This window comes from Paraburkholderia bryophila (genome assembly GCF_013409255.1).
In the GTDB taxonomy this organism is placed as follows: Bacteria; Pseudomonadota; Gammaproteobacteria; order Burkholderiales; family Burkholderiaceae; genus Paraburkholderia.
Genome location: NZ_JACCAS010000002.1, coordinates 377,041 through 400,607 on the forward strand (window position 1 = coordinate 377,041; position 23,567 = coordinate 400,607).

At 62.5% G+C, this 23,567-nt stretch carries 20 protein-coding genes; 15 read left to right on the top strand and 5 right to left on the bottom strand.

From position 1 onward, the window contains the following. The first annotated feature begins 431 nt into the window (after nt 1-431). Entirely contained in the window at nt 432-2,408 is a 1,977-nt protein-coding gene (locus tag GGD40_RS22985; RefSeq protein ID WP_179745205.1) for a putative bifunctional diguanylate cyclase/phosphodiesterase, read from the top strand. A 107-nt stretch (nt 2,409-2,515) separates the two neighbouring features. On the opposite strand, the gene GGD40_RS22990 is transcribed toward GGD40_RS22985, so the two are convergent. Next, nucleotides 2,516-3,247 carry a DUF899 family protein gene (locus GGD40_RS22990; RefSeq protein WP_179712752.1) on the bottom strand — a complete coding sequence of 244 codons (732 nt, stop codon included), beginning with the start codon at nt 3,245-3,247 and terminating at the stop codon, nt 2,516-2,518. A 341-nt stretch (nt 3,248-3,588) separates the two neighbouring features. Between GGD40_RS22990 and GGD40_RS22995 the strand changes: the two genes are divergently transcribed. Next, nucleotides 3,589-4,500: a LysR substrate-binding domain-containing protein gene (locus GGD40_RS22995; protein WP_179745206.1), complete on the top strand. Its 912-nt coding sequence runs from the start codon at nt 3,589-3,591 to the stop codon at nt 4,498-4,500. A 159-nt stretch (nt 4,501-4,659) separates the two neighbouring features. Continuing rightward, complete coding sequence (locus GGD40_RS23000; protein WP_179745207.1) at nt 4,660-5,910, top strand: MFS transporter; 1,251 nt, start codon at nt 4,660-4,662, stop codon at nt 5,908-5,910. A gap of 7 nt (nt 5,911-5,917) precedes the next feature. Here the strand turns inward: GGD40_RS23000 and GGD40_RS23005 are convergent, their stop codons facing one another. Continuing rightward, nucleotides 5,918-6,523 (bottom strand): peroxidase-related enzyme, encoded by a 606-nt coding sequence (locus GGD40_RS23005; RefSeq protein WP_179745208.1) that lies wholly within the window; start codon nt 6,521-6,523, stop codon nt 5,918-5,920. A 284-nt stretch (nt 6,524-6,807) separates the two neighbouring features. Here GGD40_RS23005 and GGD40_RS23010 point away from each other — a divergent pair, with 284 nt between their 5' ends. From GGD40_RS23010 to GGD40_RS23020, 3 genes are all read left to right on the top strand, one after another. Continuing rightward, entirely contained in the window at nt 6,808-7,827 is a 1,020-nt protein-coding gene (locus GGD40_RS23010; RefSeq protein WP_179712746.1) for a VTT domain-containing protein, read from the top strand. Between the two features lie 100 nt (nt 7,828-7,927). Continuing rightward, nucleotides 7,928-8,461: a MarR family winged helix-turn-helix transcriptional regulator gene (locus GGD40_RS23015; RefSeq protein ID WP_179712744.1), complete on the top strand. Its 534-nt coding sequence runs from the start codon at nt 7,928-7,930 to the stop codon at nt 8,459-8,461. Beyond that, complete coding sequence (locus tag GGD40_RS23020) at nt 8,458-9,648, top strand: MFS transporter (protein WP_179745209.1); 1,191 nt, start codon at nt 8,458-8,460, stop codon at nt 9,646-9,648. Before GGD40_RS23015 ends, GGD40_RS23020 begins: the two co-directional genes overlap by 4 nt. A gap of 27 nt (nt 9,649-9,675) precedes the next feature. On the opposite strand, the gene speB is transcribed toward GGD40_RS23020, so the two are convergent. From speB to GGD40_RS23035, 3 genes are all read right to left on the bottom strand, one after another. Then, nucleotides 9,676-10,647: an agmatinase gene (speB, locus tag GGD40_RS23025; RefSeq protein ID WP_179745210.1), complete on the bottom strand. Its 972-nt coding sequence runs from the start codon at nt 10,645-10,647 to the stop codon at nt 9,676-9,678. Between the two features lie 137 nt (nt 10,648-10,784). Further along, nucleotides 10,785-12,278 carry an aldehyde dehydrogenase gene (locus GGD40_RS23030; RefSeq protein WP_179745211.1) on the bottom strand — a complete coding sequence of 498 codons (1,494 nt, stop codon included), beginning with the start codon at nt 12,276-12,278 and terminating at the stop codon, nt 10,785-10,787. Between the two features lie 89 nt (nt 12,279-12,367). Next, nucleotides 12,368-12,919: a cupin domain-containing protein gene (locus GGD40_RS23035; RefSeq protein WP_035558221.1), complete on the bottom strand. Its 552-nt coding sequence runs from the start codon at nt 12,917-12,919 to the stop codon at nt 12,368-12,370. Nucleotides 12,920-13,337: 418 nt separating this feature from the next. Between GGD40_RS23035 and GGD40_RS36990 the strand changes: the two genes are divergently transcribed. From GGD40_RS36990 to GGD40_RS23075, 9 genes are all read left to right on the top strand, one after another. Continuing rightward, nucleotides 13,338-13,559, top strand: a complete 222-nt coding sequence (locus GGD40_RS36990; RefSeq protein WP_171983793.1) for a hypothetical protein — start codon at nt 13,338-13,340, stop codon at nt 13,557-13,559. Nucleotides 13,560-13,867: 308 nt separating this feature from the next. Next, on the top strand, nt 13,868-14,662 hold the full coding sequence (locus GGD40_RS23040) for a gamma-glutamyl-gamma-aminobutyrate hydrolase family protein (RefSeq protein ID WP_179712740.1): 795 nt from the start codon (nt 13,868-13,870) through the stop codon (nt 14,660-14,662). Between the two features lie 31 nt (nt 14,663-14,693). Then, on the top strand, nt 14,694-16,028 hold the full coding sequence (locus GGD40_RS23045; RefSeq protein ID WP_035563483.1) for a glutamine synthetase family protein: 1,335 nt from the start codon (nt 14,694-14,696) through the stop codon (nt 16,026-16,028). A gap of 28 nt (nt 16,029-16,056) precedes the next feature. Then, complete coding sequence (locus tag GGD40_RS23050; protein WP_179712739.1) at nt 16,057-17,493, top strand: aspartate aminotransferase family protein; 1,437 nt, start codon at nt 16,057-16,059, stop codon at nt 17,491-17,493. A 71-nt stretch (nt 17,494-17,564) separates the two neighbouring features. After that, complete coding sequence (locus GGD40_RS23055) at nt 17,565-18,686, top strand: polyamine ABC transporter substrate-binding protein (RefSeq protein ID WP_179712738.1); 1,122 nt, start codon at nt 17,565-17,567, stop codon at nt 18,684-18,686. A 210-nt stretch (nt 18,687-18,896) separates the two neighbouring features. Next, nucleotides 18,897-20,060: an ABC transporter ATP-binding protein gene (locus GGD40_RS23060; protein WP_179712737.1), complete on the top strand. Its 1,164-nt coding sequence runs from the start codon at nt 18,897-18,899 to the stop codon at nt 20,058-20,060. Beyond that, on the top strand, nt 20,057-21,028 hold the full coding sequence (locus GGD40_RS23065) for an ABC transporter permease subunit (RefSeq protein ID WP_179745212.1): 972 nt from the start codon (nt 20,057-20,059) through the stop codon (nt 21,026-21,028). The genes GGD40_RS23060 and GGD40_RS23065 overlap by 4 nt, the downstream gene beginning before the upstream one ends. Then, nucleotides 21,025-21,936, top strand: a complete 912-nt coding sequence (locus tag GGD40_RS23070) for an ABC transporter permease subunit (protein ID WP_179712735.1) — start codon at nt 21,025-21,027, stop codon at nt 21,934-21,936. The genes GGD40_RS23065 and GGD40_RS23070 overlap by 4 nt, the downstream gene beginning before the upstream one ends. A gap of 38 nt (nt 21,937-21,974) precedes the next feature. Continuing rightward, complete coding sequence (locus GGD40_RS23075; RefSeq protein WP_179745213.1) at nt 21,975-23,564, top strand: DUF3138 family protein; 1,590 nt, start codon at nt 21,975-21,977, stop codon at nt 23,562-23,564. Nucleotides 23,565-23,567 lie beyond the last annotated feature (3 nt).

The window sequence follows — 23,567 nt, forward strand, 5'->3', positions numbered from 1 at the left end:
TCACAAACCGTTGCAATTTCAGTGCTTTAGCGCGACACAAGCCGATCTCGACGGGCTTTTTTACTATGTTATGGTGGATCGCCTGAAACACGGCGAGAGCCGGTGGCAGCGCCCGGCGGTAAAGAATTCGGGAGAATAAAAAAATGAAATTTCGCCATATTGCAACATCCGCACGGCTCGTCCTGGCGCCCTGCACAGCCGCTACGGCCGGCGCAACCGGCTGCGCGAGGTTCGTTACAGCTACCGGTTCGACGTCGGCAAGCCCAATCAATATGCATTAATCGACGGGCGGCACAATTGACATATCGCCCGCATTCGGCAGGTCGGAGTTACCGCAACGGATTTATTTCTGCGTTAATCGCCCTCAAGCTTGCCCCGGTCCTGCCGATATACAAAGCTGCGTTGGCGGCGCAAACGTTAAAAGGACGGGAATGGTTCGACTAGCCAGATTGAGGGAGGCGCTATCTGTCGCGGAAGGCGACCCGGAGCTCGTGCGCTCGCAGCTCCAGGCGTTCGGCCGACAGATCCCGTTGCTCTATTTCATCCTGCTGGTCAACACCATGGCCGTCGCGATCACCCACGTGAATTGCGCGCCGGCCTGGTTGTCCATCTATGCGCCGATCGCCCTCTGCGCGCTGTGCGTGATTCGTTGCGTGCGCTGGTGGCGTGCTCGGCACCGCGTGCTGACTCACGACAAGGCCGTGCCCGAGTTACGCAAGCTGATCTGGCTGTCGGGCATTTTCGGCATTGCGTTCAGCACCTGGTCGCTGCTGCTGTTTCCGTACGGCACCGCGTATCAACAGGCGCACGTCGCGTTCTATATCGCGACCACCGTGCTGGGCGGTGTGTTCTGTCTGATGCATCTGCGCGCGGCGGCTTTGCTGGTGTTGTCGATCGTGATCCTAAGCTTCGCGACCTTCATGGTGTTCACCGGCTCGCCGGTGTTCATCGCGATGGCGATCGACATGACGCTCGTCGGCATTGCCCTCGCGTTTATCGTCGAGCTGTATTACCAGACGTTTACCGGCGTGGTTCACGCGCAAAGCGAATTGCTCGCGAGCCAGCAGAAAACCCAGCGTTTGAGCGACGACAACTTCCGGCTCGCGAGCATCGACAGTCTGACCGACCTGCCCAACCGGCGCAGTTTCTTCGCGTCGTTGCGCGCGCTGTCCGAACAGGCGCTCGGCAGCGGCGGCAGTGGCTTCAACGTGGGTCTGATCGATCTCGACGGTTTCAAGCAGGTCAACGATATCTACGGCCATGCAAGCGGCGATCTCGTGTTGCAGGAAGTGGGCGTGCGTCTGCTGGCGCTGGCCGAACCCGGCATCTTTTTCGCGCGACTCGGCGGCGACGAATTCGGCGTGCTCGCGCAGCACAAACAATCGAACGAAACGCTGGTCGAATTGGGGCAGCGCATTTGCGACACGCTGAGCCAGCCGTACCGGGTGGCCGGCAATGTCGCGGAACTGTCGGGCACGATCGGCTGGGCCGCGTTTCCCGAAGCCGGCACCACGGTCGCGCAGGTGTTCGAACGCGCCGACGCGGCGCTGTACGTCGGCAAGGAAAGCCGCCGCGGCACGCCGGTGATTTTCTCGACCGAACATGAAACGCGGATTCGCCGCTCGAGTCTCGTGACTCAGGAACTCCGCCACGCGGATCTCGACTCGGAACTGTTTCTGGAGTTTCAGCCGATCTACGACGTGATCTCGCAGCGCACGATCGGGCTCGAAGCACTGGGACGCTGGCACAACGCGCGGCTCGGCGCGGTCAAGCCGGAGGAATTCATTCGGATCGCCGAGCGTACCGAACTGATTCTGCGTATCACCGAAGTGCTGTTGCACAAAGCGCTCGACGAGGCCGCGCGCTGGCCCGCCGAACTTTATCTGTCGTTCAACCTGTCCGCGATCGATATCTGCACGTCGGCGCGCGCGCGTCGTCTGATCGACATCGTGCAGGCGAGCGGCGTGCCACCGCACCGTGTGTCGTTCGAAATTACGGAAACGGCCGTGACGCGCGATTTCGAACAGGCGCGCGCTTCGCTGACCATGATCAAGAAAGCCGGTTGCCGTGTGTCGCTGGATGACTTCGGCACAGGGTATTCGAGCCTGAGCTATGTGCACCGGCTGCCGTTCGATACGATCAAGATCGATCGTAGTTTCATGACGGATGTGGATACGAACAGCGCGTCGAAAAAGATCGTCAAGTCGGTGCTCGATTTGTGCCGCAATCTTGGGCTCGAATGCGTCGTGGAAGGGTTGGAAACGTCGTCGCAAGCCGCCGTCGTGACCGCGCTCGGCGCGCGCGCCGTGCAGGGTTATCTGTTCAGCCGGCCGATGCGGGCGAGCGCCATCGCCGCGTATTTGCAGACGGCGCTCGGACAGGGTTATGCGGTTGAGGGGCAGACTTAGTTGGGTGGCGGTTTGCGGTTGCGCCTTGCGACTGCTGCACTTTGCGAGTGTTGCGTATTGCGAGTGCGCGCGCGACCGCATATCTTGCGGCCTGCCCCGAACTGCGGCTAACCCGGCGGCGCCGGATACTCCAGCTTCGGATACCAATCGCTTCCCCGTCCGCCCGGCGTCATATCGAGCACGGTCCAGATCGGCATCACGTCGGGCGCGCCGCGCGGGTCCTGCCCGGGATCGGCGGTCGACGGTCCCATTTCCTCCGCCCAGAAGTGCCGCACCGTGCCATCCGCGGCGCGCGTGAACACGTTGAACGCCGGGTTATCGTCACCTGCGGGATCTTCCGCCGCGTAGTCGCGATTGAACGTATTACCTCCCGACGAAACCAGCCGCAAATGCCGCCAGCCTCGCTCCTGCTTGAACGCGACGAGCTTCTCGATCGGCGCCCGGCCGATCACGACGAACGCCACGCGCTGCAGGATGTCGGGCATTTCGCCGTCGTACGCGCTCAGCAGCGACGTGCACATCGGACAAGGCCGCGCGCGTTGCGGACCGAACATCCAGTTATAGGTGACGAGCGTGTCGTGCGCGCCGAACAGGCCGGATAAGGTCACGGGCCCCGCTTCACCGTCGAAGCGATAGTCCTCCGATACGACGCCGCCCGGAGGCAGCGCGCGGCGTTGCACGGCGACCCGTTCGATATGGCGGCGCAATTCGATTTCTTCGGCTAGCAAATCGTTGCGCGCACTACGATAGGCCGCGCTCTCGTTCGGAAAGCGCGGCGGCGAATCGGCCAGCAGGCGCGCCGGTTTCAGTGTCTGTGCGGACGTGGTGGCTTCGGTCATCAGCTATCTCCCATGCACGATCGTTGCGGTTGCGGGAAAGGATCAGGGGAAGTGACAGAGAGCGGAAGACCTGGCTTGACTCCACGTCCCGCTCAAAATGCAGCGACTGAATTTACTCTCCCCTATACCCACACGACGAACAACGCGCCAGCAAATCGACACCCTCAATTAATTTTTTCGCATTCCATCAGCTTTAACGTTGCCCTCTCCGGCGCGAGCTATCCGCGCACCGAGCCGACCGCACGACAACCGCACGCCCCGAGCAAGGTATCCTTCTGCCCAGAAACAGCCCGCGCGCCCGCTGCGCAACGGCACCGCGCGTCGTCCTGAGAGGATGCATCATGCCGCTTCGTCTGCCGCCTCTGCCGGCGCTTCGCCTGTTCGAAGCCGCCGGCAGGCATCAAAGTTTCAAGCTCGCCGCCGCCGAGTTGCACGTCACGCCGAGCGCGGTGAGTCATAGCATCGTCGGCCTCGAAGAAGCGCTCGGCGTCCAGTTGTTCGTGCGCGAACCGCGCGGCATTTCGCTGACCGCGACGGGGGCGGATTATCTGTCGTACGTGTCCGAGGCGTTCTCGCTGATCGCGATCGGCACGCAGCGTCTACCGAACCATCGCGCGAATCGTCCCATCGCGCTGAGCTGCGCGCCGACCTTCGCGTCGCGCTGGCTGCTGCCGCGCCTCGCGAATTTTCGCGCACACTGGCCGAATGTGAATGTGAGTGTCGACACCTCGCATCGGCAGGTGGGTTTCCCCGTCGACGGTTTCGATTTCGCGGTCCGCATGAGCCGTTCACCGGTTGCCGGCGCTGCGTGGACGCGGTTGTTCGGCGAGCGCCTCGTGCCGGTGTGCAGCCCCGCGTACCTGGAGAATCTGCGCGACGCGCACGGCCACCTCGACCTGCAACGCGCGACGCTGATTCACGTGAACGCAGCGAGCGAAGACTGGCAAGCGTGGCTCGACGCGACCGGCGCGCACGATATCGAAACCGCCGACGGCTTACGCGTCGACACGATCCAGCTCGCGTTCGAAGCCGCCAGCATGAGCCTTGGTGTCGCACTCGGACGTCGGCCGCTGGTGGATAGCGATCTCGCCAGCGGCTCACTGGTCGAAGCCCGCGCGGAAACGATCGCGTCGGACACGGCCTACTGGCTGGTCAGCGCGGAAAACGCGGAGCGCCGCCCGGAGCTGCTTGATTTCAGACGCTGGCTGGTCAGCGAGGCGGAACAGTTCGACGCACAATCCGAAGCCGCCTGATACGAACCACGAGCTACGAACCTCGTCGCGCTCAGCGTGTAGCGCCTCGCTCTAGCCGCCGCAAACGCACAAGTGAGTGCCACTCACCTGTCATCAAAATCTTTTCTTTTGCCGCCTCTGATGCTCGCTGCGACCATGGTGTCGAAGGAGATCAGAACCATGTCCACGACCCACAGCAAACGCTTCGCCCCAATCTTCAACCCGACGACTCTCGTGATCCTCGCCGGCGCGCTCGTGCTGAGCGCGGCGATGGGCATCCGCCAGACCTTCGGGCTCTTTATCGGGCCGTTCTCGTTCGACCGCGGCCTGCCCGTCACGCAGATCGCATTCGCCATTGCGCTGCACAACCTGGTGTGGGGTTTCGCCCAACCATTCGCGGGCGCCGCAGCGGATCGTTACGGCTCGACGCCGGTGGTCGCATTCGGCGCGACGACGTTCGCCGCAGGCCTGGCGTTCGCTGCGGTCGCGCCAGGCGGCGCCATGCTGATCATCGGTATGGGATTGCTGGTCGGCATTGGCGTGAGTTGCACGACCTTCGGCGTGGTATTGCCGGCGGTCGGTCGCATCGCCACGCCGGAAAAACGCAGCATGGCGATGGGCCTGGTCAGCGCCGGCGGCTCCGTGGGCCAGGTGTTGATGGTGCCGCTTGCGCAAGGCGTGCGGCTTAGTTGGGGGATCGCCGCGTCGCTGTTCTTGCTGGCCTTTCTGATGCTGCTGGTCGCCCCGCTCGGCATGGTACTCGACCGTCGTGCGCGCACCGGCATGCCAGCGCCGGAAACCGCCGCCGAACCACTTCGCAAGGTGCTGGGTCTCGCGCTGCGGCATCGAGGATACCGGCTGTTGACGCTCGGTTTCTTCACCTGCGGATTTCAGCTCGCGTTCATCGCTACGCATTTGCCCGAGTATCTGACGCTCTGTCATATGCCCGTCGGTCTCGGCGCGACCGCGCTCGCGTTGATCGGCCTGTTCAATATGGCGGGCAGTTGGGCGTGCGGCTGGCTGGGCGGCCGCTACCGTCAGCATCATGTGCTCGGCTGGTTGTATCTGATCCGCAGCGCGACGATCGGCACGTTCTTCGTGCTGCCGAAAACGTCCACGTCGGTGATCGTCTTCGCCGCGGTGATGGGCCTGACCTGGCTCGGCACCGTGCCGCTCACCAGCGGACTGGTCGCGAAAGTGTTCGGCACGCGGCATCTCGGCAGCCTGTTCGGCGTCTGCTTTCTGAGCCATCAGATGGGCTCGTTTCTCGGCGCGTGGCTCGGCGGCCTGGCGTTCGATCTGACCGGCTCGTATTCGCTACTGTGGGAAGCCACCGTCGCCGCCGGGCTGTTCGCCGCGATGCTGCACTTCCCGATCGACGACGCCACGGTCAACGCGCCCGCGCTGCGCGCCGAACCGGCGGGGGCGTGAGCGGGCGCTACCCCTTCGTCTTCTGCCCCGCCGCTTTCGGCACGCGCCCCATCAAAAAGAACTCATCGTTCGGCCGCATGGAAATCACATTCGCCATGCGGTTCGACAGACCGAAAAACGCCGTGATCGCGGCAATGTCCCAGATGTCTTCGTCGGTGAAGCCTTGCTCGCGCAACGCGTGAAAGTCGGTTTCGTCGACGCTGCCTGACGCGCGGCACACCTTCAGCGCGAAATCGAGCATCGCTTTCTGGCGCGCGCTGATATCCGCCTTGCGGTGATTCACGGCGACCTGATCCGCCAGCAGCGGCGCTTTTTCATAAATGCGCAGAATCGCGCCGTGCGCCACCACGCAATACAGGCACTCGTTCACCGCGCTCGTGGCGACCACGATCATCTCGCGCTCGCCTTTGGTGAGCCCACCCTCCTTCAGCATCAACGCGTCGTGATAGGCGAAAAACGCGCGAAATTCATCCGGCCGGTGCGCGAGCGTCAGGAACACGTTCGGCACGAACCCCGCTTTTTCCTGCACGTCGAGGATGCGCGCGCGGATATCGTCCGGCCATTCATTCGGCTCAGGCACGGGATAGCGGCTGATCGGGCTGGCTTGGGTCATTGCATGTCTCCGTTGTATTCGCGCTGTGTTCGATTAACTACGCCGACGATTCTAACAACCGGCCGCTCGCGCCGTCGCGCACGTCGTTTCGGGCAACCTCACAGCACCCTTTTCCTGCCTGTGCTTAAATCGGCCTTTTGCCGTACCGTGCCCTGCCCGCGTAATGGCCGAGCAGGTACACTGCACGCCGTCGCGCTGGAACGGAACCTGCGCGGCCTGTTCACGGCGCGCCGCCAGGGCACGGCCGGTTACACCTTCCTTACTGCATTCCCAGGAGCGCGGTTGTGTGGCATTTTCCAGGGGCGATTCCACCCTCGCTCGGCGTTTGGGCCGTTTTCATGAGCGTGCTCGTCACGCAACTCGGCCTGCCGGTTCCGGCCGCTCCGATGCTGATTCTCGGCGGCACGATGGCGGCCATGGGACAGACCTCGTATGCGAGCGTCGTGTTCGCCGCCGTGGCCGCCACGCTGATCGCCGATTCGCTCTGGTTCTTCACCGGCCGCGCCTACGGCCGGCGTCTGCTGAACTATCTGGTGCGCTTCTCGCTGTCGCTCGACACCACGGTGCGGGTCGCGCGCAATACGTATGAACGGCACGGCGCGCCGATCCTCACCGTCGCCAAGTTCCTGCCGGGGCTCGGCCTGATTTCCGCGCCGCTACTCGGCACGACCGCGATCAACGTCAGCGTCTTTCTGCTGTGGGACCTGATCGGCGCGACGCTGTGGGCGAGCGTGTGGGTGATCGGCGGCGCGGCGCTGCACGACCAGATCGTGCAACTGATGCTGCTCGTGCGGCAGAACGGCGGCACGATCGTCGACGCGTTCGCGGCGATCTTCGTGGCCGCGCTGCTCTACCGCTGGGTACGCCGACTGCAGTTTCGTCGCTGGCTCGCGCATACGCGCATCTCGCCGGATCAGCTCGACGAATTGATGAAGTCGAACGAGCCGCCGCTGATTTTCGACGCCAGACCGCACAGCGTGCGCGAGAAGGAATCGCACCGGATTGCCGGCGCCCTGCCGCTGGATCTCGATTCACCTGAGCCGATTCGTCCCGAGCTGCTGAAGCGGCCGATTGTCGTCTACTGCGTTTGCCCGAACGAAGCGACCGCCAAGCGGATCGTCAACCAGTTGCATCGCAAGAATATTCACCATATTCGCGCGCTGAAGGGTGGCCTCGACGCGTGGGAAAAGCGCGGCTATCCGGTAGAACCGCTGCCGCCCGATTTCTATACCGCGAAGGCTCATCTGATCGAAGATGAAGGCAACGAGGGCGAATATACGGTGCGTGCAAGACTCGCGGACTAAGCAGCCGTTCGCCATGCGGCCGCGCTAAAAATCCCCTTGCGCTCGCCACTCAATGTGTGCAACATGCATATATGCACGTTGCACACACTGAGGTCTCCCCATGACGCAGCGCACAGAAAACCTGCTCGGCGTGCTCGCCCTGCTGGTCACCGACGAGATGAACGCGCCGCCCGACGCGGCGGCGCTCGCCGGCCCCACCGCGCGAGCCATGCTCAACGCGATCGGCCAATATCCGGACTCATCGATTGAAGTACTGCGCGAGGCGGTCGATCTGTCGCATCCCGCCGCCGTGCGCGCCGTGGCAGGCCTGGTCGACGCGGGCCTCGTCGAGAAAAACGCCGGGGCGGACAAACGCGCCGTCGCCCTTTCCTTGACCGCGGACGGCAAACGCGAAGTCAAACGCCTGCGTACGGCGCGCGACAGGATGCTGCAACGCGTGGTCGGGCGGCTCGACGACAGCGAGCGCGACGTGCTGGAAAGCCTGCTGATCAAGATTCTCTATAGCGAAACCCGCGACCCCGCGCACGCCATGCAGTTGTGCCGCCTATGCGACGACGGGCCGTGCCTGAAGGCCGGCTGTCCGGTGGAATGCCGCGAACAGGGCCTGCCGATGCCCGAACGGAGCAGTCCATGACTGCCGCCACGGCGGCGGTGCGCTGGCCGGCGATCGCCGCGCTGACCGCCGTGTCGGCGCTGGCGCAGATCGGCCAGTTCGGCATCGGCTTCATGGTGCTGCCCGTCTGGCTCGCACAGCGTGGCCTGGACGCACCGCGCGCGGGTCTGTTCTCGGCCGCGCAATGGGCCGGCATGCTGGGCGGTTTGTTGATGGCGCCGTGGCTCACCGCGCGCATCGGCGCGAAGCGCACGGTGTCGCTCGGGCTCGCGGCCACACTCGTTGCGTTCGCCACCATCGGCGAGTTGGGGTGGCCGCTGTGGCTCGTGCCCGGTCTGCTGACCGGACTCGGCATCGGCCTGCGCTGGATCGCCAACGAAACCTGGCTCTATCGCCTCGTGCCGCCGGCATCGAGCGGACGCGTGGTCGGCGTGCATGAGGCGCTGATCGCCACGGCCGGCATCGTCGGTCCCGCGCTGGCCGCGTGGTGCGCGGTCGACGGGCGCGTCATCTTCGCGGCAGGCGCGGCCTTCACGCTCGCTGCGGCGTTGCCGCTATGGCTGACCGCATCGGACGATAAACGGCCTGCTGCAGAGCCGCTGAAGCCCGCACGAAGCGACCGGCGCATGCCGATCGGTCCGCTGGTCAGCCTCGGCATGGTGGTCGTCGCGGCCGGCGGCATCGGCGACGGCGCGCTCTACGGCCTGTTTCCCCTGTTCGCCGACGCGCACGGTCTCTCCTCCACGCAAACGGCAACGCTGCTGATGCTGTTCGGCGTCGGCGGCATGGCGCTGCAATTTCCGGTGGGTTGGTTTGCGGATCGTGCGGGGCTGGCCGCTGCGGTAATCGTGTGTGCAGCGCTCAGCACGCTGGCTATCGGCGGTTTCGCGACCGCCGCGCCGGCATCGGCGCTTGCCGCCGCGAGCGCGGTGCTGCTCGGTGGCATGAACAGTGCGTACATCACGCTCGGGATGGTCGCGGCAGCCTGCAGCGAAAAAGCCGCGTTGACGCGCAATATGCGGCTGGTGTCGCTCACGTTCACCGCGAGCTCGATCGTCGGCCCGCTCGGCGCAGGATTCGCAATGAAAGCGCGCGGCAGCGACATGCTGATGTGGCAACTCGCGCTAATGAGCGGCGCGCTGGCCGTCTACACGCTGGGTTTGCGCGAAGGCCGGCGCCAGCCCGGTCGATCTTCATCGATGGGCTAACGCCGGTCTTGCCGAAACAAAAAACGCCTACGCAATGCGTGCGGCGCCTACCTTGCGCTGCCGCCACAGACACAGCAGATCGCACGCGATATGCGCGGCGGCAATCGCCGTGATTTCGCTCTGGTCGTATGCGGGCGCCACTTCCACGACATCCGCGCCCACCAGGTTCAACGCGCCGAGTCCGCGCACGATGGCCAGCCCCTGCGCCGACGACAATCCGCCCGCCACCGGCGTGCCCGTGCCCGGCGCGAACGCGGGGTCCAGACAGTCGATATCGAAGGTCAGATACGCAGGACGTTCGCCGACAATCGACGTGATCCGCTCCACCGCCGCGCGCGTGCCGTGTTCATGAACCCACGCGGCGTCGAGCAGATTGATGCCCATGAAATCGTCATTCCACGTGCGAATGCCGACCTGCACCGAGGTCTTCGGATCGATCAGGCCGTCCTTCACCGCCTTGTAGAACATCGAGCCGTGATTCAGGCTGTCGGGACTGTCGTCGGCCCAGGTATCGCAGTGCGCGTCGAAATGAATCAGCGAAAGCGGCTTGCCGTATTTCTCCGCGTGCGCGATCAGCAACGGATAGGTGATGTAGTGATCGCCGCCGAGCGTCAGCATCTTCGCGTCCGAACGCAAAATCGTGCGCGCATGCTCGACGATCGATTGCTTGATCGTCAGCGGGTTGTGCGCGTCGAACCAGCAATCGCCGTAGTCGGTCACGGCAAGATCGTCGAACGGATTGAAACCCCACGGATACGGATGCAGTTCCGACAACTGCACGCTGGCCGCGCGCACCGCCGCGGGGCCGAGCCGCGCGCCCGAGCGAAACGTGGTGGCCAGATCGAGCGGCACGCCGGAAACAACGACATCGACACCGTCGAGTTCGCGGGTGTACTTGCGGCGCATGAACGACAACACACCTGCATAGGTGTTTTCGATCGACGAGCCATAAAGCGACGAACGGCGGATTGCGCCGTCGCCATAGACGAGTTCAGTCATGGATGACCTGACACCTGATAAACATACCGGCGCCGCGCGCGAAGCTTCCCGTTGTGCGCGCAACCTCCGGCTTCGGATTCATTGGGAACGCGGTGCTGTGCGCGTCACGCACAGCACCGCGCTGGCTTGCGAATCCTTTAGCGCAGCCGCACCAGCGTGGACTTCAGCTCGGTGTACTTCTCCAACGCGTGCAACGACTTGTCGCGGCCGTTGCCCGATTGCTTGTAACCGCCGAACGGGAAATTCATATCGCCGCCTTCGTCGTAGCAATTGACCCACACCGTGCCCGCGCGCAGTTTGCGCGACACTTCATGCGCGGTCGTGAGATTCGACGTCCAGACCGCGGCCGCCAGACCGTACTCGCTGTCGTTGGCGATCTTGATGGCTTCTTCGACCGTGTCGAACGTAATCACCGACAACACCGGCCCGAAGATTTCCTCGCGCGCCACCTTCGCGCCCGTGGCCGGGATCTCGAAGATGGTCGGCTCAATATAGAAGCCGCCCGTCTCTTCCTTCACGCGCGCGCCGCCCAGCAGCAGCTTCGCTTCGGCGCGGCCCGCTTCGATATAGCCGAGCACGCGTTCGAGCTGAACCTTGTCGACGATCGCGCCCATCGACGTTTTCGGATCAAGCGGATTGCCCGGCGTATAGCTGCGCGCCGCCGCGATCAGCTTGTCGAGGAACACTTCCTTGATGTCGCGATGCACGAGCAGGCGCGAGCCCGCCGTACACATTTCGCCCATGTTGTAGAAGATCGCCCCGGCCGCCGCGTTCGCCGCGCGGTCCATGTCCGGACAATCCGGCATCACGATGTTCGGCGACTTGCCGCCGAGTTCGAGCCACACGCGCTTCAGGTTCGACTGACCGGCGTACTGCATGATCAGCTTGCCGACATTCGTCGAGCCGGTGAACGCGAGACAGTCCACGTCCTGATGCAACGCGAGCAGCTTGCCCGGTTCGCCCGCGCCCGGCACGACGTTGAACACGCCGGCGGGAATGCCGGCGTCCAACGCGAGTTGCGCGAGACGGATCGCCGTGAGCGGCGACTTCTCCGACGGTTTGAGCACCACGCTATTACCCGCCGCCAGCGCCGGGCCGAATTTCCACGACGCCATCAGGATCGGGAAATTCCACGGCACGACCGCAGCCACCACGCCGATCGCTTCGCGCGTGACCAGCCCGACCAGATGATGATCGGCCGGCGCGACTTCACCGCCCACCTTGTCGATCGCTTCGGCGAACCACTCGACGCAATACGCGGCGCCCGGCACGTCCACCGAGGTGGTGTCGGCGATCGGTTTGCCGGCGTCGAGCGTTTCGAGCAGCGCCAGTTCGTCCATGTGTTCGCGGATCGACGCGGCCCAGCGCAGCAGCACCGCCTTGCGCTTGCGCGGATTCAAGCCCGACCACACACCGGAGTCGAACGCCCGGCGCGCGGCGGCGACGGCCGCGTCGACGTCGGCTGCGCCGCTGTCGGCGACTTTCGCGAGCAGCTTGCCGTCGATCGGGCTCAGGCAGTCGAACGTGCGCCCGCCTGCCGCGTCACGGTATTCGCCGTCGATAAACGCGCGGCCTTCGATTGAAAGCGTAGCGGCTTTGTCTTGCCAGAAAGCGAGAGATTGCTTGTCCATCAGGATGCCTCAATGTTATGCGCTCGACGCAGACCGGCATCGACTTCATGCGGTGTTGAACTGCGGCGTGGCGCGTTGGCGCGGAGTCTTCAGAACGTGGGCGGCGAATTGGCCGACACGACCTCGCAGAGATGCTCCGCGCTAGGATTGCGAAAACGGTGCGGCAAACGGCTTTCGAAGTAATAGCTGTCGCCGGGATCGAGCAGCCACGTGACGCCGTCCACGGTCAGTTCGAGCTGCCCGCGGACCACCACGCCGCCTTCGTGCCCCGCGTGCTCCAGCATTTCCGGACCGGTGTCCGACAGCGGCTGATAGACCTCGCGCAGAATGCCCATGTTGCGGTCTTTGATACTCGAGCCCGCCAGATAGAACTCGATCGATTCATTGCCGAGGTTCGGCATGTCCGCACGGCGCGATACGACCGATCGTTCTACTTCCACCTCGAAGGTGAAGAACTCGGCGAGACTCATGGGTATGCATTCGAGCAATTTCTTCAGGGAGCCGACCGACGGGCTCACACGGTTCTGCTCGATCAGCGAGATCGTGCCGTTGGTCACCCCCGCCCGTTTCGCGAGTTCACGCTGGGACAAGCCGTTCTTCTTGCGGATGTACTGCAGACGGGTTGCTACTTCTATGGACATCGCTAGGTTCTCTGACATGGAAGACGATCGGGCGCGTGGACTCGGGCAACATGTGCCCGCGAGTGTTGAATATTCTAGCCACTTTAATCGTTGCGCCGCTGGGGAAAACCCTGAAAGGATTCCGAAATATGACTTGCGCAACGAATGTTCCCACCGGCTGGGATTCTAGCGAGCCCCCCGGGAAAGCCCTGATAAATCTTTTATAAAAATGATTTGACGGCATTATTGGCTCGTATATGCTGGTTCACAGGCGATCTTCATAGCAACGTCACGGAACCCGAAAGGGTGTTTTGCGGCGCAGCGAACCCGGTTCGCACCGGTAAGAGAAGATCAACCCAGCGTCCTGTTTCTTTAAACGCCTCGTGCGGATTTCGAGCAGGCCGTTCAATACTTTCAACGCCGCCAGTCGAGTGTAATCGTGAGAGTCCGAGGCCCTTTGGTGAGATGGAATCGTAGTCAGGCGAGTTGTCCTCGCGCTGACGGCGCCATCGCCGACGGCAGCAACGGCAGCCTTGCGTTCCGCCGCTTTCTGTCCGTCTTCACGATCCTGTCCCGCCGTTCTGTTCGACGTCACAACTCTATCTCCGCGCGTGCCTTCATTGCCGTTCGCACGGACGAAGTCGCGTCGCTGCTGCCGTAGCGCCTCCCCCCTTTTTCGTCGTTCGATTCATCCGTTTGCGTGAGCGCGCTCTCTTTGGAGCCCTGCGTTCCCGCGTGTGCGGTGCTGTCTGCCGCCCATGCATTTCACGCGACTCCGGCTGCTAGTGCACCGCAACGGACTGAATCGAACGACTCGCCCTAAAACCACGCGCGGCGCGTTTTCGCAAACGCCCACCGCCTGCACCACCCCGGTGGCTTGACGCTCTGCGTCCGGCTGCGGAATCGTGCCGCGCTGTGTTTAACGTTGTTCGTGCCGCGTCCCGCGGGGAACACACACGTCTATCTGCTATGCGAAACAAACCCCTGGTCGGCATTAGCGCCGACAGAACGATGATGGGAGTCCACCCATCGCATGTGGTCGGCGAAAAGTACGTCGCCGCGATCGTGGACGGCTCGCAGGCGCTGGCCATGCTGCTGCCGGCGCTCGGCGAACGTCAGTCCGCCGCCGAGGTACTGGCGACGGTCGACGGCCTGTTCTTTACCGGCAGCTATTCGAATGTCGAGCCGCACCGCTACGGCGGCGAGCCCAGCGCGCCGGGCACGCTGCACGACGCCGCACGCGATGCGACGACGCTGCCGCTGCTGCGCGCGGCGATCGCCGCCGGTGTGCCGGTACTCGCCGTATGCCGGGGCTTCCAGGAAATGAACGTGGTGTTCGGCGGGACGTTGCATCAAAGCGTTCACGCGGTGGCCGGCTTGAACGACCATCGCGAGAACAAGGAAGACGACCTCGACGTGCAATACGCACCGTCGCATTCGATCACGCTGACGCAGGGCGGCTTGTTGCAGCGCCTCGCGGGCGGCACGAATGAAGCGCGTGTGAATTCATTGCACGGTCAGGGCGTCGAGCGGTTAGGCGCCGGCCTCACGGCCGAAGCCATCGCGCCGGACGGCTTGATCGAAGCGGTCAGCGTGAGCGGAGCGCGTGCTTTTGCGCTGGGTGTGCAGTGGCACCCGGAATGGAAGCATGCCAACGACACGTTATCCACCGCGATCTTTCGCGCCTTCGGCGACGCCTGCCGCGATCGAATGCGCACCAAGGCCGGCTATGGCGCGGCATCCGCCGCTGCCACGCATGCCTGAGCCGGTCGCGCACCAAAACAGAGAGATAAAAATGCATGAAATCGACGATTTTCTGAAGAAGAACCGCGTCACCGAAATCGAAGCGATCATTCCGGATATGGCCGGGATCGCACGCGGCAAGATCATTCCGCGCAGCAAGTTCGAATCCGGCGAGTCCATGCGCTTGCCGCAGGCGGTGATGATCCAGACCGTCACAGGGGACTATCCGGAAGACGGCACGCTCACTGGCGTCACCGATCCGGATATGGTTTGCGTTCCCGACGCCAGCACCATTCGCATGATTCCGTGGGCCATCGATCCGACCGCCCAGGTGATTCACGATTGCGTTCACTTCGACGGCACGCCCGTCGAGATCTCGCCGCGCCGTGTACTGCGCCGTGTGCTCGAACTCTACAAGGCCAAGGGCTGGAAGCCGGTCATCGCGCCCGAACTCGAGTTCTATCTGGTCGACATGAACAAGGACCCGGACCTGCCGCTGCAACCGCCTATCGGCCGTACGGGTCGCCCGGAGACAGGACGTCAGGCGTATTCGATCGAAGCAGTCAACGAGTTCGACCCGCTGTTCGAAGACATCTATGCATACTGCGAAGTGCAGGAACTGGAAGTCGACACGCTGATTCACGAAGTCGGCGCCGCGCAGATGGAAATCAACTTCATGCACGGCGATCCGCTGAAGCTGGCCGACAGCGTGTTCCTGTTCAAGCGCACGGTGCGGGAAGCCGCGCTGCGCCACAAGATGTACGCGACCTTCATGGCCAAGCCGATGGAAGGCGAACCCGGTTCGGCGATGCACATGCATCAGAGCCTGGTCGACGAAGAAACTGGTCAGAACCTGTTCACCGGTGCGGACGGCAAGCCGACTTCAATGTTCACCGGTTATATCGCCGGTTTGCAGAAGTACACGCCGGCGCTGATGCCGATTTTCGCGCCGTACATCAACTCGTATCGCCGTCTGTCGCGCTTCATGGCCGCGCCGATCAATGTGGCGTGGGGTTACGACAACCGTACGGTGGGTTTCCGGATTCCGCATTCGGGGCCGGCTGCGCGCCGCATCGAAAACCGCATTCCGGGCGTGGACTGCAATCCGTATCTGGCGATCGCCGCGACGCTCGCCGCCGGCTATCTCGGCATGACGCAGAACCTCGAAGCCACCGAGCCGCTGCTCAGCGACGGTTACGAATTGCCGTACCAGTTGCCGCGCAATCTCGAAGAGGGCCTGACGTTGATGGGCGCCTGCGAGCCGATCGCCGAAGTACTCGGCGAGAAGTTCGTGAAGGCCTACCTCGCACTGAAAGAAACCGAATATGAAGCGTTCTTCCGCGTGATCAGTTCGTGGGAACGCCGGCATTTGCTGCTGCACGTCTAAGGCAAACGCAAGAAAAACTGGAGGCAGTATGAGCTACAGAACAGAAGAAGTCGCGTACGTACAACCGGCCGTGCAAGCCAGCGCGCCGGCCGCGCAGCAACAACGCAGCACCGCCGAATACCGCGCGCTCGACGCCGCGCATCACATCCATCCGTTCTCGGATATGGGCGCGCTGAACCGCAGCGGCAGCCGCGTGATCGTCAAGGCCGAAGGCGTGTATCTGTGGGATTCGGACGGCAATAAGGTGATCGACGGGATGGCGGGCCTGTGGTGCGTGAACGTGGGGTATGGCCGCAAGGAACTGGCCGACGCCGCGTATAAGCAGATGCAGGAACTGCCGTTCTACAACACCTTCTTCAAGACCACGCATCCGCCGGTGATCGAACTGTCGGCGTTGCTCGCCGAACTCGCGCCGGCGCCGTTCAACCACTTCTTCTACTGCAACAGCGGTTCGGAAGGCAACGACACGGTGCTGCGCATCGTCCACCACTACTGGGCGGCGCAAGGCAAGCAGTCGAAGAAGGTCGTGATCTCGCGCAAGAACGGCTATCACGGTTCGACCATCGCGGGCGGCACGCTCGGCGGCATGGGTTACATGCACGAGCAGATGCCCTCGAAGGTCGAGAACATCGTGCATATCGATCAGCCGTATTTCTTCGGCGAAGCGCAAGGCAATCTGACGCCGGAAGAATTCGCTCTGGCCCGCGCGCAACAACTGGAAGCGAAGATTCTCGAAATCGGCGCGGACAATGTGGCCGCGTTTATCGGTGAGCCTTTCCAGGGCGCGGGCGGCGTGATTTTCCCGGCCTCCACGTACTGGCCGGAAATTCAGCGCATCTGCCGCAAATACGACATTCTGCTCGTGGCCGATGAAGTGATCGGCGGGTTTGGCCGCACCGGCGAATGGTTCGCGCATCAGCACTTCGGTTTCGAGCCGGATCTGATCACGCTGGCAAAGGGTTTGACGAGCGGCTACGTGCCGATGGGCGCGGTCGGTCTGCATGACCGCGTCGCCAAGGTCATTATCGAAGGCGGCGACTTCAACCACGGCCTCACCTATTCGGGCCATCCGGTTGCGGCCGCGGTCGCGGTCGCCAACCTCAAGCTGCTGCGCGACGAGAAGATCGTCGAGCGCGTCAAAACCGACACGGGTCCGTACTTCCAGAAGAAGCTGCGCGACACCTTCGCCAATCATCCGATCATCGGTGAAATCTCCGGCGCGGGTCTGGTGGCCGGTCTGCAGCTCGCGCAAGACCCGCAGGCGCGCAAGCGCTTCGCGAACGGCGGCGACGTCGGCACGATCTGCCGCGACTTCTGTTTCAACGGCAACCTGATCATGCGCGCCACCGGCGACCGCATGCTCCTGTCGCCGCCGCTGGTGATCAATAAGCTGGAAATCGACGAGATCGTCACGAAGGCCAAAAAAGCCATCGATGCGACCGCACAACAACTCGGTATTTCGTAACGGCAGTCCGTTCCGGCATGAGCACCCACATCTCACGCTCATGCCGGTTCTTCACATCAAGGGAAAAAACCATGAGCGTTAGTCATCTTCGTCATGCGGTCGCGGGGGCCGCGCTGCTCGCCTTCGCGGGTTTTACGGCGCTGTCGGTTACGCCGGCCCTTGCGGCCGACACGGAACTGAACGTGTATAACTGGTCGGATTACATCGCGAAGGACACGATTCCGAACTTCGAGAAGCAGGACGGCATCAAGGTCAAGTACGACAACTACGATAGCGACGACACGCTGCAGGCCAAGCTGCTCGCAGGCAGTTCCGGCTACGACATCGTGGTGCCCACGTCGAACTACATGGCCAAGCAGATTCAGGCGGGTGTGTATCAGAAGCTCGACAAATCGAAACTGCCGAACCTCGCGAATCTCGACCCCGTGCTGATGAAGATGATTGCCGACGCCGACCCAGGTAACCAGTACGGTGTGCCCTGGGCCTACGGCACCGACGGTATCGGCTACAACGTGCAAGCCGTGCAGAAGGCGCTTGGCGCCAATGCACCGGTGGATAGCTGGGCCCTCGTGTTCGATCCGGCCAACCTCTCGAAGCTGAAAGGCTGCGGCGTATCGTTCCTCGACCAGGCTGTCGACGTATTCGCCGCGACGCTGCAATACATGCATAAGGACCCGAACAGCACGAACCCCGCCGACTATCAGGCTGCATTCGAAGTGCTGAAGAAAGTCCGCCCTTACATTACCCAATTCAACTCGTCGGGCTACATCAACGATCTCGCCAATAACGACGTGTGCGTCGCAGTGGGCTGGTCCGGCGACGTCGGCATCGCGAGCCGCCGCACCGAGGAAGCGAAACGTTCGTACCAGATCAAGTTCTCGAACGTGAAGGAAGGCGGCTTGCTGTGGTTCGACGTGATGGTGATCCCGAAAGATGCGCCGCACGCCGAAGCCGCCCTCAAGTGGATCAACTACATTGAAGATCCGAAGGTCAACGCAGCGATCACCAACGAAGTGTTCTACCCGACCGCGAACAAGGCCGCGCGCCAGTTCGTGACGCCGACCGTCGTTCAGGACAAGACCGTTTATCCGGGCGACGACGTACTCAGCAAAATGACGCTGATGAAACCTATGCCGACCGATATTCTGCGCCTTGAAAACCGTCTTTGGGCGCAGCTTAAAACCGGTCATTGATTAAACCAGCAATATGAAACCTTGATCCCGCGCTCAGGGATCGCTCGAACCCTGAGCGCATGAATGGCAGTAACGGCAGTCAGCCTGCGCGCTATAGCGTCCCAGCCGCGCGCAGTCCCATGTATTCCGATCGCAGCGTACGTTGCGAGACGCCTCCCGCGTCTCGCAGGGAGACACTTGCGCTCGCGGTCCGCAAGGAATGGTTACATCATGAACTCGACGACTTCAAAAAGCGCAGCCGGCGCCACCCAGATGGCCCGCCCCGCAGTAGCGACAAAATCGAAACCGGAGGAGTTCGTCCGCATCGAAAACGTCGTTAAAAAATTCGGCGACAGCGTCGCTGTCGACAATGTCAATCTGAGCATCGCCAAGAACGAACTGTTCGCGCTGCTCGGCAGCTCAGGCTGCGGCAAGTCCACTCTCCTGCGCATGCTCGCGGGGCTCGAGACGGTCACGTCCGGGCGCATTTTCGTCGACGGCGAAGATCTCGCCGCGATGCCGCCATACAAGCGGCCGGTCAACATGATGTTCCAGTCGTATGCGCTGTTCCCGCACATGAGCGTGGAGGCGAACATCGCCTTCGGCCTGAAGCAGGAAGGCACGCCGAAGAACGAGATCAAGGAACGCGTCGCCGACGCGCTGCATCTCGTGCAGATGAGCAAGTACGCCCAGCGCAAGCCGCACCAGTTGTCAGGCGGCCAGCAGCAGCGTGTGGCGCTCGCCCGTTCGCTGGTCAAGCGCCCCAAGCTGCTGCTGCTCGACGAGCCGATGTCGGCGCTCGATAAGAAGATCCGCCAGAAGACCCAGCTCGAACTGGTGAACATCATCGAAAAGGTCGACGTGACCTGCGTGATGGTCACGCACGATCAGGAAGAAGCAATGACCATGGCCGGCCGGCTCGCGGTCATGAGCGAAGGCCGCATCGTGCAGATCGGTTCGCCGAGCCAGGTGTATGAGTTTCCGAATAGCCGCTTTTCCGCCGAGTTCATCGGCTCGACCAATCTGTTCGAAGGCACGGTCGTCGCGGATGAACCGGATCACATCTTCGTGGAAAGCGAAGAGCTCGAATCGCGCATTTACGTGAGCCACGGCATTACCGGCCCGCTCGGCATGCCGGTGGGCATCTCGGTGCGCCCGGAACGCGTGAAGGTGTCGCTCGACAAACCGTCGACGCCGCACAACTGGGCGCGCGGCGTGGTCTCGGATGTGGCCTACATGGGCAGCTATTCGCTGTATCACGTGCGCCTGCCGAGCGGCAAGACCGTAGTGTCGAATCTCTCCAGCTCGCACCTGATGAGCGAAGGTGCGCCGTCCTATAACGACGACGTGTTCGTCTACTGGTCGCCGGCTAGCGGCGTGGTGCTGACGCAATGAGCCATCCCACCTCCTCCCCCTCGGCGCTCGGCGCGCCGCCCGCCAGCCGGTTGTTCGGCGCGCTGAAAAAACGCCTCGCGATGTTCGTGCCGTCGGGCCGCACAACGGTGATCGGCGTGCCGTTCCTGTGGCTCACGCTGTTCTTCGCGTTGCCGTTCGTGCTGGTGCTGAAGATCAGTTTCGCCGATCTGCGTCTGGGCATTCCGCCCTACACGGATCTGATGACGATCAAAGACGGCATCGTGCACTTCGCGATCCAGTTGGGGCACTACGCGTTCCTGCTGCAGGACGATCTGTATGTCGCGACCTATATCAGCTCGTTGAAGATGGCTGGTGTCTCGACCTTCTTCTGCCTGCTGATCGGCTACCCGATCGCGTATTACATCGCCCGCTCGGAACCGGCCAAACGCAACCTGCTAATGATGGGCGTGATGCTGCCGTTCTGGACGTCGTTCCTGATTCGCGTTTATGCATGGATCGGCATCCTGAAGGACGACGGTCTGCTCAATCACACGCTGATGGCGATCGGCATGATTCATTCGCCGTTGCGCCTCTACCACACGGATATTGGCGTCTATATCGGCATGGTCTATTCCTACCTGCCCTTCATGGTGATGCCGTTGTACGCGCATCTGGTGAAGATGGATCTGACGCTGCTCGAAGCGGCCTACGACCTGGGCTGCAAACCGTGGACCGCCTTCACGCGTATCACGTTGCCGCTGTCGAAGAACGGCATTATCGCCGGCAGTCTGCTGGTGTTCATTCCGGCGGTCGGCGAGTACGTGATTCCCGAACTGCTCGGCGGCGCCGACACGCTGATGATCGGCCGTGTGATGTGGGATGAATTCTTCAACGATATGGACTGGCCGATGGCTTCCGCCGTCACCGTCGCGATGGTGTTGCTGCTGCTCGTGCCGATGGCCGTGTTCCAGTACTACCAGGTCAAGGAACTGGAGGACGCGAAATGATCAAGCCTAATAGAACGCTTTCCAATAGCGTGCTGACCTTCGGGTTTCTGTTTCTGTATATCCCGATCTTCAGCCTGATTGTCTATTCGTTCAACGAGTCGAAGCTCGTCACCGTCTGGTCCGGCTTCTCGCTCAAATGGTACGGCGCGCTGCTGCAGGACGACGAGTTGCTGAACGCCGCGTGGCTCTCGATGAAGATCGGTCTGATGACCGCATTTGCCTCTGTCGTGATCGGCACGTGGGCCGGCTTCGTGCTGGCGCGCTTCGGACGGTTTCGCGGCTTCACGCTGTTCGCCGGCATGATCAACGCACCGCTCGTGATTCCTGAAGTGATTCAGGGTATCTCGCTGCTGCTGCTGTTCGTCGCGCTCGAACAGATGCTCGGCTGGCCGAAGGGCCGCGGCCTCTTCACGATCTGGATCGGTCACGTGATGCTGTGCGTCTCTTACGTGGCGATCATCGTGCAGTCGCGTATCAAGGAGATGAACAAGTCGCTCGAAGAAGCCGCGCTCGATCTCGGCGCCACGCCGTTCAAGGTGTTCTTCCTGATCACGCTGCCGCTGATCTCGCAAGCCCTGATGTCCGGCTGGCTGCTGTCGTTCACGCTCTCGTTCGACGACCTCGTGCTGTCCGCGTTCCTCTCCGGTCCCGGTTCGACCACGCTGCCGCTGGTCGTGTTCTCGCGGGTGCGTCTCGGCCTGAATCCGGAAATGAATGCGCTCGCCACGATCTTCATCACCACGGTGACGATCGGCGTGATCGCCGTGAACCGCTGGATGCAGGTCCGCGAGCGTAAGCGCAACCGCGACATGCAGCAGGCGTTTGCTCTCGCCGAAGCCGCCGACCCTTTACCGTCCGCACCACAACAAGCCGCCGTACGTAAACCGCTCGATACGGCACGCGCATAAGAAGTCCTTTTGCAATACGACCAATAAGGAGAATTTGCATGAGAAAGAAGCTCATCTGTCTGTTGGTGGCGGGGAGTTTGCCTGGCATGGCCATGGCGGACGCTACCAGCGACCAGATCAAGGCGCTCCAGGCCCAACTCAACGCACTGCAAAAGGAAGTGAAGCAGTTGCGCTCGGAAGTGGCGACCAAACCGAAGGCCAATGCGGCGATGGTGGCGGCTCCGGCCCCTACTCCGGCCGTGGCCGAGGCGCCGGTCGACATTTCGTCGCCTGACTACGGCAAGGCGCGCGCCTCGTTGACCAACGACCAGGTCGACACGATGAAGCAGCAGATCGCCAACCAGCAACTGAAAGTCGATTCGCTGGTCGATGCCGCCAACACTGGACCGCTCGCGGGCCTGTCAGTCACCGGCTATATCGATCCGACCTACATCTATAACCGTGCGGCAAGCAGTTCGTCGTTCCTGTTCGCGAACCACGAAAGCAGCTACAACTACTTCAACAGCACGTTCGGCGATCTGTACCTCGACATCAAGAAGACCTTCGGTGTCGGCCCGATGGCGCCGTCGGCCGAAATCACGTTGATGCCGAACCGCGGCAACGGCATCACGCTGCTGCAGAACGAACACGGCAATATCGGCAACAACCTCCTGAACACGGCGGTGGTGACGATTCCGATGACGGCGACCACGACCTTCGTGGCCGGCCTGATGCCGAGCTTCGGCGGTTATGAAGTGCAGCAGTCGAATCAGATGCTGACGCTCACGCATAACCTGCTGTACGACTTCTCCGATCCGGGCAGCTATGTCGGCGTCGGCCTGAACTACACGGGCGACGGCAGCAACTGGGCATGGAAGTTCATGCTCGGCAACGAGCAGTACCGCACGTACGGTTCGGTGGTACAGACCGGCACAAATGCGATGGGCGATCCGATCACGAGCAGCAACAAGATCCCGACCTTCACGGCTCGCGTCGACTACACCTGGTCGAGCGCGCTGGATATCGGCGGCTCGTTCAATATCGGTCGTCAGACGCTGGCGGCGGCCACCGACCCGAGCGGCAATGTATTGCCGGGCGTGTATGGAGTCGGCGGTCAGTCGACCAACCCGTATGGCACGTTCTTCTTCGGCGAAGCGGATCTGGCCTATACGCAGGCCGACGTCCAGTACAACGCCGAAGTCGACTACGGCCAGCAGCAGAATGCCGCCTTCAATGGCGGCCAGGCCCAGTGGTACGGTCTGTCGTTGCTGGCGCATCGCAAGTTCTCGCTGCCGGGCGTCGGGCGCATGGGTTTGACCGCGCGTTATGACGTGCTGGTCGACAGCAAGAACGGTGGTGGCGGTGGTGGCGTCGCGTTGAACGCGAACGGCATGGACACCGCGGACGGCTTCGGTATCGGCGCGGACTGTCTGGCCAATTCGAAGAGCAACGGCGGCCTCGGTTTCGAATGCAAGGGCGCCATCCATCAGGACGTCTCGCTCGACGTGTTGTTCTATCCGACCCAGCAGATTACGGTCAAGGTGGAATACCGGCACGACTGGGCCAACAAGCAGGTGTTCCTGAAGAACGACGGCTCGTACGGCAAGTCCAACGACCTGCTCGGCACGCAGCTGATTTACTCGTTCTAATCC